General features: G+C 66.4%; 16 protein-coding genes and 1 pseudogene. 13 read left to right on the forward strand and 4 right to left on the reverse strand.

Annotation, left to right across the window (positions count from 1 at the left end):
- Positions 1–487: 487 nt before the first annotated feature.
- Positions 488–1300 (reverse strand): inositol monophosphatase family protein, encoded by an 813-nt coding sequence (locus F791_RS0100005; RefSeq protein WP_018138889.1) that lies wholly within the window; start codon positions 1298–1300, stop codon positions 488–490.
- Between the two features lie 149 nt (positions 1301–1449).
- On the opposite strand from F791_RS0100005, the gene F791_RS0100010 reads away from it, so the two are divergent.
- The 10 genes from F791_RS0100010 (at position 1450) to iscX (ending at position 8791) form a co-directional block, all read left to right on the forward strand.
- A complete protein-coding gene (locus F791_RS0100010; RefSeq protein WP_018138888.1) occupies positions 1450–2193 on the forward strand; it encodes an RNA methyltransferase in 744 nt (247 codons plus the stop codon).
- Positions 2194–2250: 57 nt separating this feature from the next.
- A complete protein-coding gene (gene cysE, locus F791_RS0100015) occupies positions 2251–3078 on the forward strand; it encodes a serine O-acetyltransferase (RefSeq protein WP_018174409.1) in 828 nt (275 codons plus the stop codon).
- Between the two features lie 57 nt (positions 3079–3135).
- Positions 3136–3630 (forward strand): Rrf2 family transcriptional regulator, encoded by a 495-nt coding sequence (locus F791_RS0100020; RefSeq protein WP_018138886.1) that lies wholly within the window; start codon positions 3136–3138, stop codon positions 3628–3630.
- Positions 3631–3657: 27 nt separating this feature from the next.
- Positions 3658–4881 (forward strand): IscS subfamily cysteine desulfurase, encoded by a 1224-nt coding sequence (locus F791_RS0100025; RefSeq protein ID WP_018138885.1) that lies wholly within the window; start codon positions 3658–3660, stop codon positions 4879–4881.
- A 54-nt stretch (positions 4882–4935) separates the two neighbouring features.
- Positions 4936–5346 carry a Fe-S cluster assembly scaffold IscU gene (gene iscU / locus F791_RS0100030; RefSeq protein WP_018138884.1) on the forward strand — a complete coding sequence of 137 codons (411 nt, stop codon included), beginning with the start codon at positions 4936–4938 and terminating at the stop codon, positions 5344–5346.
- Between the two features lie 7 nt (positions 5347–5353).
- Entirely contained in the window at positions 5354–5677 is a 324-nt protein-coding gene (gene iscA, locus F791_RS0100035) for an iron-sulfur cluster assembly protein IscA (RefSeq protein WP_018138883.1), read from the forward strand.
- A gap of 118 nt (positions 5678–5795) precedes the next feature.
- Positions 5796–6320, forward strand: a complete 525-nt coding sequence (hscB, locus tag F791_RS0100040) for a Fe-S protein assembly co-chaperone HscB (RefSeq protein ID WP_018138882.1) — start codon at positions 5796–5798, stop codon at positions 6318–6320.
- A 30-nt stretch (positions 6321–6350) separates the two neighbouring features.
- The gene (gene hscA / locus F791_RS0100045; protein WP_018138881.1) at positions 6351–8234 is read left to right on the forward strand and encodes a Fe-S protein assembly chaperone HscA; all 1884 of its coding nucleotides are present in this window, start codon (positions 6351–6353) and stop codon (positions 8232–8234) included.
- A gap of 4 nt (positions 8235–8238) precedes the next feature.
- Entirely contained in the window at positions 8239–8577 is a 339-nt protein-coding gene (gene fdx, locus F791_RS0100050; RefSeq protein WP_018864226.1) for an ISC system 2Fe-2S type ferredoxin, read from the forward strand.
- Between the two features lie 10 nt (positions 8578–8587).
- The gene (iscX, locus tag F791_RS0100055; RefSeq protein ID WP_018138879.1) at positions 8588–8791 is read left to right on the forward strand and encodes a Fe-S cluster assembly protein IscX; all 204 of its coding nucleotides are present in this window, start codon (positions 8588–8590) and stop codon (positions 8789–8791) included.
- A gap of 1 nt (position 8792) precedes the next feature.
- Here iscX and F791_RS0100060 read toward each other — a convergent pair whose 3' ends face one another.
- Both F791_RS0100060 and F791_RS13120 read right to left on the reverse strand, forming a co-directional pair.
- Positions 8793–10610: an ABC transporter ATP-binding protein/permease gene (locus tag F791_RS0100060; RefSeq protein WP_019592025.1), complete on the reverse strand. Its 1818-nt coding sequence runs from the start codon at positions 10608–10610 to the stop codon at positions 8793–8795.
- A pseudogene (locus F791_RS13120) lies at positions 10611–11610 on the reverse strand (diguanylate cyclase).
- Positions 11611–11797: 187 nt separating this feature from the next.
- Here F791_RS13120 and recQ point away from each other — a divergent pair.
- Positions 11798–13678 (forward strand): DNA helicase RecQ, encoded by a 1881-nt coding sequence (gene recQ, locus F791_RS0100070; protein ID WP_018649344.1) that lies wholly within the window; start codon positions 11798–11800, stop codon positions 13676–13678.
- Between the two features lie 56 nt (positions 13679–13734).
- Complete coding sequence (locus tag F791_RS0100075; protein ID WP_018138875.1) at positions 13735–14490, forward strand: DUF3581 family protein; 756 nt, start codon at positions 13735–13737, stop codon at positions 14488–14490.
- A 33-nt stretch (positions 14491–14523) separates the two neighbouring features.
- Here the strand turns inward: F791_RS0100075 and F791_RS0100080 are convergent, their stop codons facing one another.
- On the reverse strand, positions 14524–14904 hold the full coding sequence (locus tag F791_RS0100080) for a DUF2237 family protein (protein ID WP_019592027.1): 381 nt from the start codon (positions 14902–14904) through the stop codon (positions 14524–14526).
- 228 nt (positions 14905–15132) lie between these two features.
- Here F791_RS0100080 and F791_RS13295 point away from each other — a divergent pair, with 228 nt between their 5' ends.
- Positions 15133–15438 (forward strand): hypothetical protein, encoded by a 306-nt coding sequence (locus tag F791_RS13295; protein ID WP_081601208.1) that lies wholly within the window; start codon positions 15133–15135, stop codon positions 15436–15438.
- The last annotated feature ends 5 nt before the right edge of the window (positions 15439–15443 follow it).

Genomic DNA, 15443 nt, shown 5'->3' on the forward strand with positions numbered 1-15443 from the left:
CGGAACGGTGCGTTTCGCTGCGCTCAACCGCACCCTACGAAGGCTAGATTGACTGCAGGCATGGGGATACCTTCTGTTTTGACCTTCGTCCCCCGTATGAAGCCCCTTGCGGAAGGGTTCTCGGGACGGAAGATTCAAAATAAAAACGGGGGCGCTGACTGTCTGAGCGGAGCGAGTTTCAGCGCCGCCGGCCCGAGGGCCCTGGAGCAAGGTTCCCGGGCGGAATCCGGGTGCGCCTCGACGGGTACTTTCTTGGGCAAGCAAGAAAGTACCTCGCGGCGCGCTCGCGAGTGAGCGCACGGCAGTATGCGGACCGAAGGCACGTATACACCGGGTGCCGAACCGGGCCGGCCACAATATGGTAGGCGGTCGGACGAAGCCACGGTAAACGCCAGAGGACGAAACAGGCTCAGCCTAAACGGCGCGGAAGGTGGTCGGGGTGCGCGCCTACCGGGGCGTTAGCCCGGCAGGGCGCGAAGGGGAGGGCTTAGTCGTTCGCTTGGGCGGCGCGTTCTTTTTCGGCCTGGTGCAGGCGCTGCAGCATGGCCTTGAGCACCTTCGGGTTGCCGGCGACGACATCGCCGCGGCGAAGCACGTCCGGGTTGCCGGCCCAGTCGCTGACAACGCCACCCGCCTCCTGCACCAGCAGCAGGCCTGCCGCGATGTCCCAGGCCTGCAGGCCCATCTCCCAGAAGCCATCGAAGCGTCCGCAAGCGACCCAGGCCAGATCCAGCGCGGCGGAGCCCGGGCGGCGTACACCGGCGGTGCCGGGCACCAGGTGGCGCAGGCTGCTCAGGTAGCGCTCCAGATCCTGGCCTTCGCGGAAGGGGATGCCGGTGCCCAGCAGGGCGCCGTTGAGGTCCTTGCGGTCGGACACGCGGATCCGGCGGCTGTTGAGAAACGCCCCGGCACCCCGCGTCGCGGTGAACAGCTCTTCCTTCAGCGGGTCGTAGACCACCGCCTGCTCCAGCCGCCCCTTGTGCTTGAGTGCGATGGAGATGCCGTACTGGGGGATCTGGCGCAGGTAGTTGGTGGTGCCGTCCAGCGGGTCGATGATCCAGACGTATTCGCCGTCGGCTCCGTCCTGCTGCCCGCCTTCTTCCGCCATGATGGTGTGGTCGGGATAGGCGCGGCGCAACGTCTGCACAATGGCCTGCTCGGCGGAGAGGTCGACATCCGACACCCAGTCGTTGCGGGCCTTCTCGCGCGTGTTCATGCGATCCGGTCGTCCCCAGGCGCGGGTGGTGATGCGTCCGGCTTCGCGAGCCGCCGATACCGCCGTGTTCAGCATGGGGTGCATGGGGTGTCTCCTGGTGTTCTGAGGGGTGTCCAGCGGGCGCGCGCACGCGCCGCGGAAAGGCCGCGAACAATACACAAGCGGCTCTTTTTTGGGAAGTCGCAGGCACCGGTGTGTACAATCCGACGCCTTGAACGAAGGGGGTTCCGCATATGGAGCAACGCCTGGGCCGGGTGCGGGTCGTGCTGGTCGGTACGACGCATCCGGGCAACATCGGCTCCGCCGCGCGTGCAATGAAGGCCATGGGGGTTACCGATCTGGTGCTGGTGGCGCCGGAGCGGTTCCCGCATGCCGATGCCACGGCGCTGGCCTCCGGGGCCGATGACCTGCTGGCGCGGGCACGGGTGGTGGACGACTTGGCGGCTGCGGTCGCGGACTGTGTGTGGGTGATCGGGACCAGCGCCCGGCTGCGCACGCACTCTGTGCCCGTGCTGGGCCCGGATATTGCGGCCGAACAGGTGCTGACGCATGCGTCCGAGGGGCCGGTCGCGCTGGTGTTCGGGCGCGAGCACAGCGGGCTGACCAATACCGAGCTGGATCACTGCAACGCCTTTGTCCAGATCCCGACCGTCCCGGATTTCAGCTCCCTGAATCTTGCTGGCAGCGTGCAGGTGATGACCTATGCGCTGCGCATGGCCGCCCTGGCCGGGGAGTCGGTTGGGGCCGCGGCTGCGGCCGAGCCCGAGGATGCGCGCGACCCGCTGGCGACCCAGGCGGAGATGGAGGGCCTGTTCAGTCATTTCGAGCAGGCGCTGACGACCATCGAGGTGCTGGATCCCGAGAACCCGCGCCATTTGATGCGGCGCCTGCGCCACCTCTACATGCGCGCGGGGCTCAGTGCCAGCGAGGTGCGCATGCTGCGCGGCATATTGACGCACACGGAGCGTGGCCGCTGAGACGGGTCGCGCGCGGAAGTGATACCTTAGTAAATGACTCAGGAATGAGGCCCGGCCATGTTTGACAGGATGCGCGAGGACATTCGCTGCGTGTTCGCACGCGACCCCGCCGCCCGCAACGCCTTCGAGGTGGTGACGGCGTATCCCGGTCTGCATGCGCTCTGGTATCACCGGCTGGCGCACTGGCTGTGGAACCATCGCATGCGCTGGCTGGGGCGGGTGATTGCCAACTTCAGTCGCTGGGTGACCGGGATCGAGATCCACCCGGGCGCGAAGATCGGGCGGCGCTTCTTTATCGACCACGGTATGGGCGTGGTGATCGGCGAAACCGCCGAGGTCGGCGATGACTGCACGATCTACCACCAGGTGACCCTCGGCGGTACCAGTTGGGAGGGCGGCAAACGCCACCCGACGCTGGGCGACGAGGTGGTCATCGGTGCGGGGGCCAAACTGCTGGGCCCGATCCACGTGGGTGACCGCGCGCGCATCGGTTCGAATGCAGTGGTGCTGAAGGATGTCCCGGCGGATGCGACGGCGGTCGGGATCCCGGCGCGGGTCATCGGTCCGCGGCCGGAGCCGGACCCGCGGTTTCAGCAGATGGCCGACCGCCTGGGTTTCGATGCCTACGGTGTTGCGCGCGATATGCCCGACCCGGTGGCCAACGCGATTCATCGGATCGTGCACCGAGTGCATGAGCTGGACGAGCGCATGGACAAGGCCTGCCAGGCCCTGAAGCGTGCGGGGATCGACCCCGGCGAGGTGGTGGGCGATGCGGATTCGAGGCCGATCGAGCCCTGCGATCTGGAGGGGCTGGAGCCGGACGAATGCGAAGTGCCTCGGCCTGCGGAAAGCCAACAAGAACGTAAACAGCAGGGGAATACTTGATCGTTTTGGTCGGTTATTCTAAGCTGCACGTCAAATGAGCAGGAAGCAGACACAGCCATGAAACTGACGACCAAAGGGCGCTACGCCGTCACTGCCATGCTGGACGTGGCGATGCACACCGAGAACGGCCCGGTATCACTGGCCGAGGTGGCGCGACGCCAGAAACTGTCATTGTCCTATCTGGAGCAGCTTTTTTCCAGGCTGCGCCGGCAGGGGCTGGTGAACAGCAGTCGCGGCCCGGGCGGTGGTTATGCGCTGAGTCGGGAGCCCGAGGGTATCTCGGTGGCCGATATCATCGTCGCGGTCGACGAGCCCGTGGATGTCACGCGCTGTGGCGGCAAGGCCAACTGCAATTCCGAATCGCGCTGTCTGACGCACGATCTGTGGACGGATCTCAGCCAGCAGCTCTACGACTTTCTTAGCAACCGGACGCTGGCGGATGTGCTGGAACGGCATCGGGCACAGAAGGAGCAGGATGGCGTGAAGGAAGTGGTCGTGCATGGCAACGCCCTGAAGGGCGATGCAACCAAATCGAGCAATGCGACCGCCTGAGGCGGCTGCGTAAGGAGTGAACGCGTAATGAGTGACCTGAAACTGCCCATCTACCTGGACTACTCCGCGACCACGCCGGTCGACGAGCGTGTGGCCGAGAAGATGACCGGCTGCCTGACCAAGGACGGCCTGTTCGGCAACCCGGCATCGCGCAGCCACAGCTTCGGCTGGGGTGCGGAAAAAGCCGTGGAGAATGCCCGTGAGCAGGTTGCTGCGCTGGTTGGCGCCGACCCGAAGGAGATCATCTGGACCTCCGGCGCCACCGAGTCCGACAACCTGGCGATCAAGGGTGCCGCGAATTTCTACCAGCGCAAGGGCAAGCACATCATCACGGTCAAGACCGAGCACAAGGCCGTGCTGGACACTGCGCGCCAGCTGGAGCGCGAGGGCTTCGAGGTCACCTATCTGGGCGTGAAGGAGAACGGCCTGGTGGACCTGCAGGAACTCAAGGATGCGATCCGGGACGACACGATCGTCGTCTCCGTGATGCACGTGAACAACGAGATCGGCGTGATCCAGGACATCGAGGCGATTGGCAATCTGTGCCGCGAGCACGGGATCGTCTTCCACGTGGACGCGGCCCAGTCCGCCGGCAAGGTCGCGGTCGATCTGTCCAAACTCCCGGTAGACCTGATGAGCTTCTCCGCGCACAAGGCCTACGGGCCGAAGGGCATCGGTGCCCTGTATGTGCGCCGCAAGCCGCGGGTGCGCATCGAGGCGCAGATGCACGGTGGTGGGCACGAACGCGGTATGCGCTCTGGCACGCTGGCGACTCACCAGATCGTCGGCATGGGCGAGGCCTTCCGAATTGCCGGCGCGGAAATGGGTACCGAACTCGAGCGCATCCGCATGCTGCGCGACCGCCTGTGGGCGGGCCTCGACGGCATGGAAGAGGTCTACCTGAACGGCGACGCCGAACAGCGGGTCGCGCACAACCTGAATGTCTCTTTCAACTTCGTCGAGGGCGAGAGCCTGATCATGGCGCTGCGCGACATCGCCGTGTCCTCCGGATCGGCGTGTACCTCGGCGAGCCTGGAGCCGTCCTACGTGCTGCGAGCACTGGGTCGCGACGACGAGCTGGCGCACAGCTCGATCCGCTTCTCCATCGGTCGCTACACGACCGTCGAGGAGGTCGACCATACGGTCGAGATCGTGCGCGCCGCAGTCGCCAAGCTGCGCGAGCTCTCCCCACTGTGGGAGATGTATCAGGACGGCATCGATCTGAGCACCGTCGAGTGGGCGGCCCACTAGGCCACCGGCTCGGCACCACGAACGCAACGCGTACTACGCAATAGGAGAACGGTCATGGCTTACAGTGACAAGGTTCTGGACCACTACGAAAATCCGCGCAACGTCGGCAGCTTCGACAAGAACGATGACTCCGTCGGTACCGGCATGGTCGGCGCCCCGGCCTGCGGCGATGTGATGAAGCTGCAGATCAAGGTCAACGACGAAGGCGTGATCGAAGACGCCAAGTTCAAGACCTACGGCTGTGGCTCCGCCATCGCCTCCAGTTCGCTGCTCACCGAGTGGGTGCGCGGCAAGACCCTGGACGAGGCCAGCCAGATCAAGAATACGCAGATTGCGGAAGAACTGGCCCTGCCGCCGGTGAAGATCCACTGCTCCGTGCTGGCCGAGGACGCGATCAAGGCAGCCATCTCCAACTATCAGGAGCGGCACGGTCAGGACGAGCAGGCCGAGCAGAAGACCGCCTGAGGTGTCTATGGCGATTACACTGACCGAACCGGCAGCCGAGCGCATCCAGAGCTTTCTTGCCCAGCGTGGCAAGGGTGTGGGCGTGCGCCTCGGGGTCAGGACGACCGGCTGCTCGGGCATGGCCTACGTGGTCGAGTTCGCCGACGATATCGAGGACACCGACACGGTGTTCGAGGATCGTGGCATCAAGTTGGTGGTCAACCCGAAGTCGCTCGTCTATCTGGATGGCACCGAGCTGGATTTCGGCAAGGAAGGCCTGAACGAGGGTTTCAGGTTCAATAACCCGAACGAGAAGGCCCGGTGCGGCTGCGGTGAAAGCTTCAGCATCTGACTGATGCACGCATCCGGGGTGGTGCATGGTGGTTGCCTGGCAGCCACTGTCCCACCCCGTTTTGCGTTGGGCGCCCGTGCCCGATGCCAGCCTCTTGTTGCGAGGACCACAGGACGTCATGACCGACCCCTTCGAGCAGTTCGACTTGCCGGTCGCTTTCGAGATCGACCGTCAGCAGCTGGCCGAGCGCTTCAAGCGCCTGCAGGCCGAGCTGCACCCCGACCGCTTCGTGCGTCAGGGCGACCAGGCGCGGCGCATGGCTGCGGCGATGGCGGCCGATGTCAACGAGGCCTATGCCATTCTCGACGACGACTACCGCCGTGCGGTGGCCTTGCTGGAGCGCGGTGGGATTGCGTTCGATGCAGAACGCGATACCAGCCAGAACATCGAGTTCATCGAGGCCCAGATCGAGTGGCGTGAACGCCTGGAAGAGGCCGAATCCGCCGGCGACCGCGAGGAACTGGACGCGGTGGGGATGGAGCTGGAAAAGGCCCGCGACGAAACGCGCTCGAAGGTCGCCGAGGCCCTGGCCGATCCGACATCGCCCGCGGCGCAGGCCAAAGATCGCGTACTCGAGCTGCGCTTTTTCGACCGCTTGCTGGCGGAGCTGAAACGAACCCGACAGAACCTGGCGCGCGGCTGAGCCGCCGCCGTGTGAAGGAGCCGAATTTCGATGGCGTTACTGCAGATCACCGAACCCGGAGCCGACTCCGCCCCGCACCGGCGGCACCTGGCGGCCGGGATCGACCTCGGCACCACGCATTCGCTGGTCGCCACCGTGCGCAGTGGCGTGGCCGACACCCTGCCGGACGAGCAGGGCCGGCATATCCTGCCTTCTGTGGTGCACTACGCGCCGGATGCGGTAAGCGTCGGGCACGCGGCGGCCGAGCATGCGGCGGATGATCCGCACAACACCATTGCCTCGGTCAAGCGCCTGATCGGTCGAGGCGTGGCGGATGTGGCCACGCTGTCGGGCGAATTGCCGTTTCGGCTGAAAACGGGGGACTCCAGCGTTCCGCGGATCGAGACGGCGGCCGGCGACAAGACGGCGGTGGAGGTCTCGGCCGACATCCTCAATACTCTGCGCGAACGCGCCGAAGCCACGCTTGGCGACGAGCTGGAAGGCGTGGTTATTACCGTGCCGGCGTACTTCGACGATCCGCAACGCCAGGCGACGCGCGACGCGGCGCAACTGGCGGGCCTGAACGTCCTGCGGCTGATTAGCGAGCCGACCGCCGCGGCTGTGGCCTACGGCCTGGACCAGGGCGAAGAGAGCACCATTGCGGTCTATGACCTGGGTGGCGGGACCTTCGATATCTCCATCCTGCAGCTGCGCCGGGGTGTGTTCGAGGTGCTGGCCACCGGGGGCGATTCCGCCCTGGGCGGCGATGACATCGACCGCGCGATCGCGGACTGGCTGCTGAATCAGGCCGGAATGACCGGCGAAACCGACCCGCAGCGTCTGCGCCGCGTGCTGCTGGCCGCGCGCGAGGCCAAGGAGGCCCTGACCGACGCCGACAGCACTCGCGTCGAGGTCGTGCGCGCCGATGGCTCGACTTATACGGCGGAGCTCGACCGCGCGACGCTGGTGGAGCTGGCCCGGCCGCTGCTGGACCGGACGATGGCCGCCTGCCGCCAGGTGCTGGAAGATGCCGACCTGGCGCCGGACGCGATCGACGAGGTCGTGCTGGTCGGTGGTTCCACGCGCATGCCGGCGGTCCGCGAGGCGGTGGAAGCGTTCTTTGGCCGCGCGCCGCACGCCGGGATCGATCCCGATCGTGTGGTGGCCATCGGGGCGGCCCAGCAGGCGGACATCCTGGCCGGCAACAAGCCCGATACCGAGCTCCTGCTGCTGGACGTGATCCCGCTGTCGCTGGGGCTGGAGACGATGGGAGGACTGGTCGAGTTCATCATCCCCCGCAACACCACGATCCCGGCCACCCGCGCGCAGGACTTCACCACCTTCAAGGACGGCCAGACCGCGATGTCGCTGCATGTGGTGCAGGGCGAGCGCGATGTGGTCGATGCCAACCGCTCGCTGGCGCGTTTCACCCTGTCCGGTATCCCGCCGATGGTGGCCGGGGCCGCGCGCATCCGCGTGACCTTCCAGGTCGATGCCGACGGGCTGCTGAACGTGACCGCGCGCGAGCAGACCCAGGGCGTGGAGGCGCATATCGAGGTCAAGCCCAGCTACGGCCTGACCGACAGCGAGATCGAGCAGATGCTGCGCGATTCCGCCTCCTCCGCGCGCGAGGACATGGAGGCGCGGCGCCTGCGCGAGGAGCAGGTCGAGGCCGACCGCGTGCTCGAGGCCCTGGATGCCGCGCTGGAGACGGACGGCGATCGCTACCTCGAGGCCGAGGAGCGCCAGACCATCGAGCAGGCGCGCGACGCGCTGCGCGCCGAACGCGAGAAGGGCGCCGATCCCGACGCCATCGAGGCGGCGCGCAAGCGCGTGGAGCAGGCCTCCGAGGCCTTCGTCGCGCGGCGCATGAATGACAGCATCCGGCGCGCGCTCGCCGGACACAACGTTAGCGAATACGACGCAGGGAACTGACAACATGCCCCAGGTAATCTTTCTGCCCCACGAGGAAATCTGCCCGGAGGGGGCCTCTATCGAGGCCGAGCCGGGGATCAGCATCTGCGATCTCGCCCTGAAAAACGGGATCGAGATCGAGCATGCCTGCGAGAAGTCCTGCGCCTGCACGACCTGCCACGTGTATGTGCGCGAGGGCTTCGACAGCCTCGAGGAGCCCACCGAGGACGAGGAAGACATGCTGGACAAGGCCTGGGGGCTGGAACCGGACTCCCGGCTCTCCTGTCAGGCGCTCGTGGCCGACACCGATCTGGTGGTCGAGCTGCCGAAATACACCATCAACCAGGTCTCCGAGAACCACTGAGGGCACGGCTATGAAGTGGACCGATACCCAGGAAATCGCGATCCAGCTGGCGGACGAACACCCGGACGTGGACCCGCGCAACATCAACTTCATGGACCTGCGCCAGTGGGTCATGGAGCTGCCGGAGTTCGACGACGACCCGAACCGTTCCGGCGAGCGCATCCTCGAGGCGATCCAGGCCGCCTGGATGGAAGAGGCCGACGTCGACGACTGAGCTATTCGCCAGGCGTCGCCGGATGGGGCTGTTCGGCCTCTTCCTGCTGGTGGCGCCATAGCCGCGCGTAGGCACCTTTGAGGGCCAGCAACTCGCGGTGTGTGCCGCGTTCGACCACGTGGCCGTGCTCCATGACCGCGATCTGTTCGGCGTCGATCACCGTCGACAGCCGATGCGCGATCACGAGCGTGGTGCGCCGTGCCGAGACCTCGTTCAGCGCGCGCAGGATCGCCTTCTCCGAGCCCGAATCCAGCGACGAGGTCGCCTCGTCGAAGACCAGGATCGGTGGGTCCTTCAGCAGCATGCGGGCGATCGCGATCCGCTGTTTCTCCCCGCCCGAGACCTTCAGCCCCCGTTCCCCGACAACCGTATCCAGCCCGTCCGGCAGTTGTGCGATGAAGTCGTCCAGGTGTGCGAGGCGCACCGCGCGACGAATCGCCTCCTCGTCCGCGCCTGGCTGGCCGTAGGCGACGTTGTAGCGGATGGTGTCGTTGAACAGCACGGTGTCCTGCGGCACCACGCCGATGGCCCGGCGCAGACTAGCCTGCGTCACCTCGCGGATGTCCTGCCCGTCGATGGAGATGCGCCCGCCGTCCACGTCGTAGAAGCGGAACAGCAGGCGCGCCAGGGTGGATTTGCCGGCGCCACTGGGGCCCACTACAGCAAGCTTGTGCCCGGCCGGGATCTCCAGCGAGACGTCCTCGAGGATGCGCCGGTTTGCGTGGTAGCCGAAATCCACATGCTCGAAGCGCACCGTGCCCGCCCGGACTTCTAGATCGGGGGCATCCGGGCGATCCTCCACCTGAACGGGCTTTTCCAGCAGGCCGAACAGGCGCTCGATGTTGGCCAGGGACTGGCGAATCTCGCGATAGACGAAGCCGAGGAAGTTCAGCGGCATGAACAGCTGGATCATGTAGGCGTTGACCATCACCAGATCGCCCAGCGACATCTCGCCGGCGGCTACCTGGCGCGTGGCCAGGAGCATGATCACGGTAATCGCGGCGGCGATGATCAGGGCCTGTCCGGAGTTCAGCAGCACCAGCGACAGGACGTTCTTGGTGCGCGCCTGTTCCCAGGCGGCCAGCCCGCGGTCGTAGCGCTCGGCCTCGAAGGCCTCGTTGCCGAAGTACTTGACCGTCTCGTAGTTGAGCAGGCTGTCGATCGCGCGGGTGTTGGACTCGTTGTCGCGCAGATTGGCCTCGCGCACGAAGCGCGTGCGCCATTCGGTGATCCAGATCGAGAACGCGATGTAGACCGCGACCGCCACCAGCACCGTGACCATGAATACCGGCCCCACGGCGATCAGCAGGATCACCGCGACCAGCGCGATCTCGATCAGGGTCGGCAGGATGTTGAATACGGTAAAGCGCAGCAGGAAGCTCATGCCGCTGGTGCCGCGCTCGATGTCGCGCGCCAGACCACCCGTCTCGCGCGCGAGGTGAAAACCCAGCTCCAGCCGGTGCAGGTGCTGGAACACGCGCAGCGAGGCGCGGCGCATCGCGCGCTCCGCCACGCGCACGAATACCGCGTCGCGCAGCTCGCCGAACAGCGTGCTGCCAAAGCGCAACAGACCGTAGCCGATCACCAGGGCCACCGGTACGGCGACCAGTGCCTCGGTACCGGCGTCCTCGAAGTGCTCGACGATGTACTTCAGCGCCAGCGGGATCGCGACCGTGGCCAGCTTGGCCAGGCCCATCAGCACAAGTGCCAGGATCAGCCGTCCGCGAAACTCCGCCAGATAGGGGAGCAGGCTCTTGAGGATGCGCCAGTTCACCGCCCCGGGGGGCGGTGCATCCGGATGCGCCGTGTGCCCACGCATTCAGGCGGTTTCGACGCGGTTGCGGTTGGCGCGCTTGGCCGCGTACAGCGCCTCGTCCGCGCGCGCGATCAGGTTCTCGGCCGACTCCCCCGGCTGGTGGCCGGTAACCCCGAAGCTCGCGGTCAGCGGTGGGGCGGTCCCGAAGTCATGTGCCTCGATCGCATGGCGCAGGGCCTCGGCGAGATTCGCGGCCTGTTCGGCTGTGGTGTTCGGGCAGAGGATCAGGAACTCCTCGCCACCCCAGCGTGCGGCAGTATCGGAGCTGCGAATGCGGTCGCGCAGCAGGTGTCCGGTCTCGCGCAGGACATGGTCGCCGCGAGCGTGCCCCTGCTGGTCATTGATGGTCTTGAAGTGATCCAGGTCCATCAGGATCGCGGTCAGAGGGCTCGCGTCCCGGCGGGCCTGCAGGATCGCTTCCTCGAGGGCATGGTTACCCTTCAGGCGGTTGTGCAGCCCCGTCAGGGGGTCGGTGGTGGCCAGGCGCTCCAGGTGCTCCTGAGCGGCCTCGAGATCCCGCGTGCGTTCGCTGACCATGCGATCAAGGACCTGGGCGCGGTCCTCCAGTTCCTTGATCGGGTAGGGCTCGTCGGCCCCGTGGACAGTGGTGGGGAACGAGCCGTGCAGGTGCGCCAGACGCCAGCCGTCGTCGGTGCGTCGAAAAACCAGGCTGCCCCTCAACTCGTTGAGCCTGATCTGTTGTCCGTGGATCCGGGTGTGCATCGCGAACGTGATCATCGCGATCGCGACCTCCGGATGCGGAAAAGGTCACGTGCTCGTGCTGGATCATGTAGTCGAAGGGCTCCGGGGCCTGCTCGATATCGCGCCGAATGATCGAAGCGGCCTCGTCGGGCGAGAACGCCGCCTCGTCCATGCCGGTTCCGAAACCACAGACGGTTTCGGCGTTAAGTGCCATCACCTCGTTTGCATCCCGGTGCCGCAACCAGGCATCCAGGTACTCGCGGACCGCGCTGCGGACTTCCTCGTCAACCGAATTGCGCATGCTTTCGGACCATCACGTCTGGTGGTGGATACGGGTCGGGCGGGGTGATGCCCAATGTACACGGTGGCAGTTGATTCGTACCAGTCGCGACGGAAGAGAGCGCCCCGGCGGGTCGGGCAGTTTCGAGGCTTGCAGCTTCCGCTGGCATTCGGCAGGCTTCGGAGTTTGCCAGTCCCTGGAGTTTCTTTTGGAACCGACACGTCTCGCCGCCGGGCACGCGCAGGGAAGCGCCCCGGCCATTGCGCCGCTGGACATCCTGCGCGAGACCTTCGGCTATTCCGATTTTCGTGGCCAGCAACAGGCGGTCATCGAGCATGTGATCGCCGGTGGCGATGCCGTGGTGCTGATGCCCACTGGTGGTGGCAAGTCGCTTTGCTACCAGGTGCCGGCGCTGGCCCGCCCGGGCTGTGCGGTCGTGATTTCGCCGCTGATTGCGCTGATGCAGGATCAGGTGGCGGCCTTGCGCCAGAACGGGGTGGCCGCGGCCAGCCTGGATTCCGGTCAGGACGCCGAGACCGCGCGCGGTGTGCTGGCCGCACTCCATGCGGGCGAACTGGATCTCCTGTACCTGTCCCCGGAACGGCTGTTTGCCTCGGGCATGCTGGAGCGTTTGCAGGGGATCGAGCTGGCCCTGTTCGCGATCGACGAGGCGCACTGCGTTTCCCAGTGGGGTCACGACTTCCGCCCGGAATACGGCCAGCTCGCGGTGCTGGCCGAACACTTCCCGGATGTCCCGCGCATGGCGCTGACCGCCACGGCCGACGGGCCGACTCGCCAGGAGATCCGCGAACGGCTAAGGCTGGAACAGGCCCGCGCGTTCATCAGTTCCTTCGACCGCCCCAACATCCGCTATCGTGTGGCTCAGGCCGATGGCGGGCGCGGGGGCACGCCGCGCGACCGCCTGCTGCGCTTTATCCGTGAGGAGCACGCCGGCGAGGCGGGCATCGTCTATTGCCTGTCGCGCAAGAAGGTCGACGCCCTGGCCGAGTGGCTGGCGGAGCAGGGGATTCCCGCGCTGCCCTACCATGCGGGCCTCTCGGCGCGGACCCGCGCGGAAAACCAGACCCGCTTCCTGCGCGAAGAGGGCGTGATCATGGTGGCCACGATCGCGTTCGGCATGGGGATCGACAAACCCAACGTGCGGTTCGTCGCGCACATGAACCTGCCCAAGAGCCTGGAGGGGTACTACCAGGAGACCGGGCGCGCGGGGCGCGACGGGCTGCCGGCCAATGCCTGGATGGTCTACGGCCTGCAGGACGTGGTCACCCTGCGCCAGATGCTGGAGGGCTCGCAGGCCGGCCCGGAGCGCCAGCGCATCGAGCAGCAGAAACTGGACGCGATGCTGGGGTTCTGCGAGATCACCAGCTGCCGCCGCCAGGCTCTGCTGGCGTACTTCGACGAACACATGCCGGAACCCTGCGGGACCTGCGACAACTGCACGGATCCGCCCGCGACCTGGGATGCCACTGTGCCGGTTCAGAAGCTTTTGTCCTGCATCTACCGCACCGGCGAGCGCTTCGGGGCCGGGCATGTGATCGACGTGCTGCGGGGGTCTTCGAGCGAGCGCCTGCAGCGGCTCGGGCACGACCGGCTGAGTACCTACGGGATCGGCACCGAACTGGACAAGATGCAGTGGCGCGGGGTAGTGCGCCAGCTATTGGCCCGAGGTCTGCTGCGGCTGGATGACGAGGGCCACGGCGGCTTGCGCCTGGATCCGGCCTGCCGGGGCGTGCTGCGCGGGGAGGAGTCCATCCACCTGCGCGAGGAGCAGGCCCGTCCGGCGCGGCAGGCCCGGCCCGCACGCCGCGACACAGCGCGCAGCGTATCCGCGATGGACCCGGAAGACCGGGGTCTGTGGGAGCGCCTGCGGGCGCTGCGCACGGACCTGGCGCGCGAGCAGGGGGTGCCGCCGTATGTGATCTTCTCCGACGCCACACTGCTGGAGATGGTGGCCAGCGCGCCGCGTACGCCCGAGGAGATGGCCGGGATTACCGGGGTGGGGCAGCACAAGCTCGAGCGCTACGGCGACGCGTTCATCCGGGCCATCGAGGGGCATTTCGGGCTATAGTGGTGCAAACGCCGGGACAGGCCCGATAACAAGACAACAACAGCCGGGGAGACCGCGTGAGCCATACCCCTTTTCTGAAAGATTTCTACGAACTCCGGGATGGCCAGGTGGTGGTGACTCCCGAGCAGGGTAGCGACTTCGCCAAGACGCTGGCGGGCGACTTCAACCCGATCCATGACGCCGACAACCGGCGTTTCTGTGTGCCCGGCGATCTGCTGTTTGCCCTGGTGCTGGATACCTTCGGCGCGAGCGCGAACATGCATTTTCGCTTCACCAGTATGGTGGGCGGACATGTGCCGCTGATCTTCCCGGACACCCCGGGCGATGCCTTCGCCATTACGGCAGACGGCGGCAAGAGCGTGATCGAGGTCGAGCGCTCCGGGCGTGTGATCGATGATCCGGATGTGATCGAATCGCTGATCCGCAGCTACGTCAGCTTCTCCGGGCAGAATTTCCCGCATGTGCTCGTGCCGCTGATGGAGGAGCACGGGGTGATGGTGAACCCCAAGCGCCCGCTGGTGATGTACGAGCGCATGGGCTTCAGCCTGCCGGAGCCGCTGGCCGCAACGGCCGGTGTCCCGGAACCGCGGCTCAAGGATGCGGTGATGACCGTCAACGGCAAGCGCGGCGAGATCCGCCTCGACTACGAGCTGGTGATCGACCAGGCCGTCGTGGCCGAAGGCAGCAAGCATCTGGTGCTGAGCGGCCTGCGCCCGTACGACGCCGCGGACGTCGAACAACTGGTGGCCGACTACGAGAGCTGGAAGGCCGCCTACAGCGGCGAGAGCCGTGCACGGCGGGTGGCCGGCTAGCTCCGCCGACTCCGCATCCTTCGGAGTCGCTATCTACTCGGCCGTATCGCGCGCGTGTTCGGCCAGGATATCGCGCGGGATGATCGCCAGCGTCTCCTCGTGCGTGGCGCGCAGGAATACCCCGGGCGCACAGCCGGCCTTGTAGGCCTCCAGCCAGCGCCCCGCACAAAGACACCAGCGATCCCCGGCCTTCAGACCCGGAAATCCAAATGCCGGGTTGGGGGTGCTCAGGTCGTTCCCTCTGGCGCGCGAGTACTCCAGAAAATCCTCGGTCATCTCGGCACAGACGGTGTGAATGCCCTGGTCGTCATGGCCGGTCGCGCAGTCACCGTCGCGATAAAAGCCGGTGACGGGATCGGTGCCGCAGGGTTCCAGCGGGCGACCAAAGACGTTGCGGGACTCGAAGCGCTGCATCAGTCAGCATCTCCTGGTGAATGATCTACCCTGGCAGGATATCGAAGTCGTCAGCGTACCGAGTGGTTCCTGCACAGGGGATGAGAGTTCATCCTGGAACGACGGCGTAAGGTCTCGTGAAGCGACTGCATAGTGTGAAGGGATTGGCAGTTTTTCGGGTGTGCCGGAACGCCCGGGCCTTTCGCGCGGACTCACGGGCAGGAATCCACACAAGGAGTAGGTGACATGATGTCGACGAAACGTTGGGTATTGGCGGCGGCGCTGGGCGCCTTGTTCACGGTCGGCACCGCTCAGGCGCAACCGGGCCCCGGTGGCCCGCCGGGGGGCTCGCCCGGGGCCAGTGGTGGTACCCCGGCCGGAGGCAATCCGCCCCCGGGCCATGGCGGAACACCCCCGGGACAGCAGCGCGGTGGCAGCAGCCCGGACCTGCCCAAGCCGCCGCGTTCGTCCAGCCCGCCCTCGCCGGGGGATGGCCCGTTGCCGGATCCGTCCGACCTGCCGGAGCCGCCGACCCCGCCGACGCCTGATCTCTGATCAAC

This window comes from Thioalkalivibrio sp. ALRh (assembly GCF_000381425.1).
In the GTDB taxonomy this organism is placed as follows: domain Bacteria; phylum Pseudomonadota; class Gammaproteobacteria; order Ectothiorhodospirales; family Ectothiorhodospiraceae; genus Thioalkalivibrio.

Excerpts from the sequence above, each read along its gene's own strand:
- F791_RS0100005 (WP_018138889.1), bottom strand. The coding sequence starts at position 1,300 with ATGCACCCCATGCTGAACACGGCGGTATCGGCGGCTCGCGAAGCCGGA.
- F791_RS0100010 (WP_018138888.1), top strand. The coding sequence starts at position 1,450 with ATGGAGCAACGCCTGGGCCGGGTGCGGGTCGTGCTGGTCGGTACGACG.
- cysE (WP_018174409.1), top strand. The coding sequence starts at position 2,251 with ATGTTTGACAGGATGCGCGAGGACATTCGCTGCGTGTTCGCACGCGAC.
- F791_RS0100020 (WP_018138886.1), top strand. The coding sequence starts at position 3,136 with ATGAAACTGACGACCAAAGGGCGCTACGCCGTCACTGCCATGCTGGAC.
- F791_RS0100025 (WP_018138885.1), top strand. The coding sequence starts at position 3,658 with ATGAGTGACCTGAAACTGCCCATCTACCTGGACTACTCCGCGACCACG.
- iscU (WP_018138884.1), top strand. The coding sequence starts at position 4,936 with ATGGCTTACAGTGACAAGGTTCTGGACCACTACGAAAATCCGCGCAAC.
- iscA (WP_018138883.1), top strand. The coding sequence starts at position 5,354 with ATGGCGATTACACTGACCGAACCGGCAGCCGAGCGCATCCAGAGCTTT.
- hscB (WP_018138882.1), top strand. The coding sequence starts at position 5,796 with ATGACCGACCCCTTCGAGCAGTTCGACTTGCCGGTCGCTTTCGAGATC.
- hscA (WP_018138881.1), top strand. The coding sequence starts at position 6,351 with ATGGCGTTACTGCAGATCACCGAACCCGGAGCCGACTCCGCCCCGCAC.
- fdx (WP_018864226.1), top strand. The coding sequence starts at position 8,239 with ATGCCCCAGGTAATCTTTCTGCCCCACGAGGAAATCTGCCCGGAGGGG.
- iscX (WP_018138879.1), top strand. The coding sequence starts at position 8,588 with ATGAAGTGGACCGATACCCAGGAAATCGCGATCCAGCTGGCGGACGAA.
- F791_RS0100060 (WP_019592025.1), bottom strand. The coding sequence starts at position 10,610 with ATGCGTGGGCACACGGCGCATCCGGATGCACCGCCCCCCGGGGCGGTG.
- F791_RS0100080 (WP_019592027.1), bottom strand. The coding sequence starts at position 14,904 with ATGCAGCGCTTCGAGTCCCGCAACGTCTTTGGTCGCCCGCTGGAACCC.
- F791_RS13295 (WP_081601208.1), top strand. The coding sequence starts at position 15,133 with ATGTCGACGAAACGTTGGGTATTGGCGGCGGCGCTGGGCGCCTTGTTC.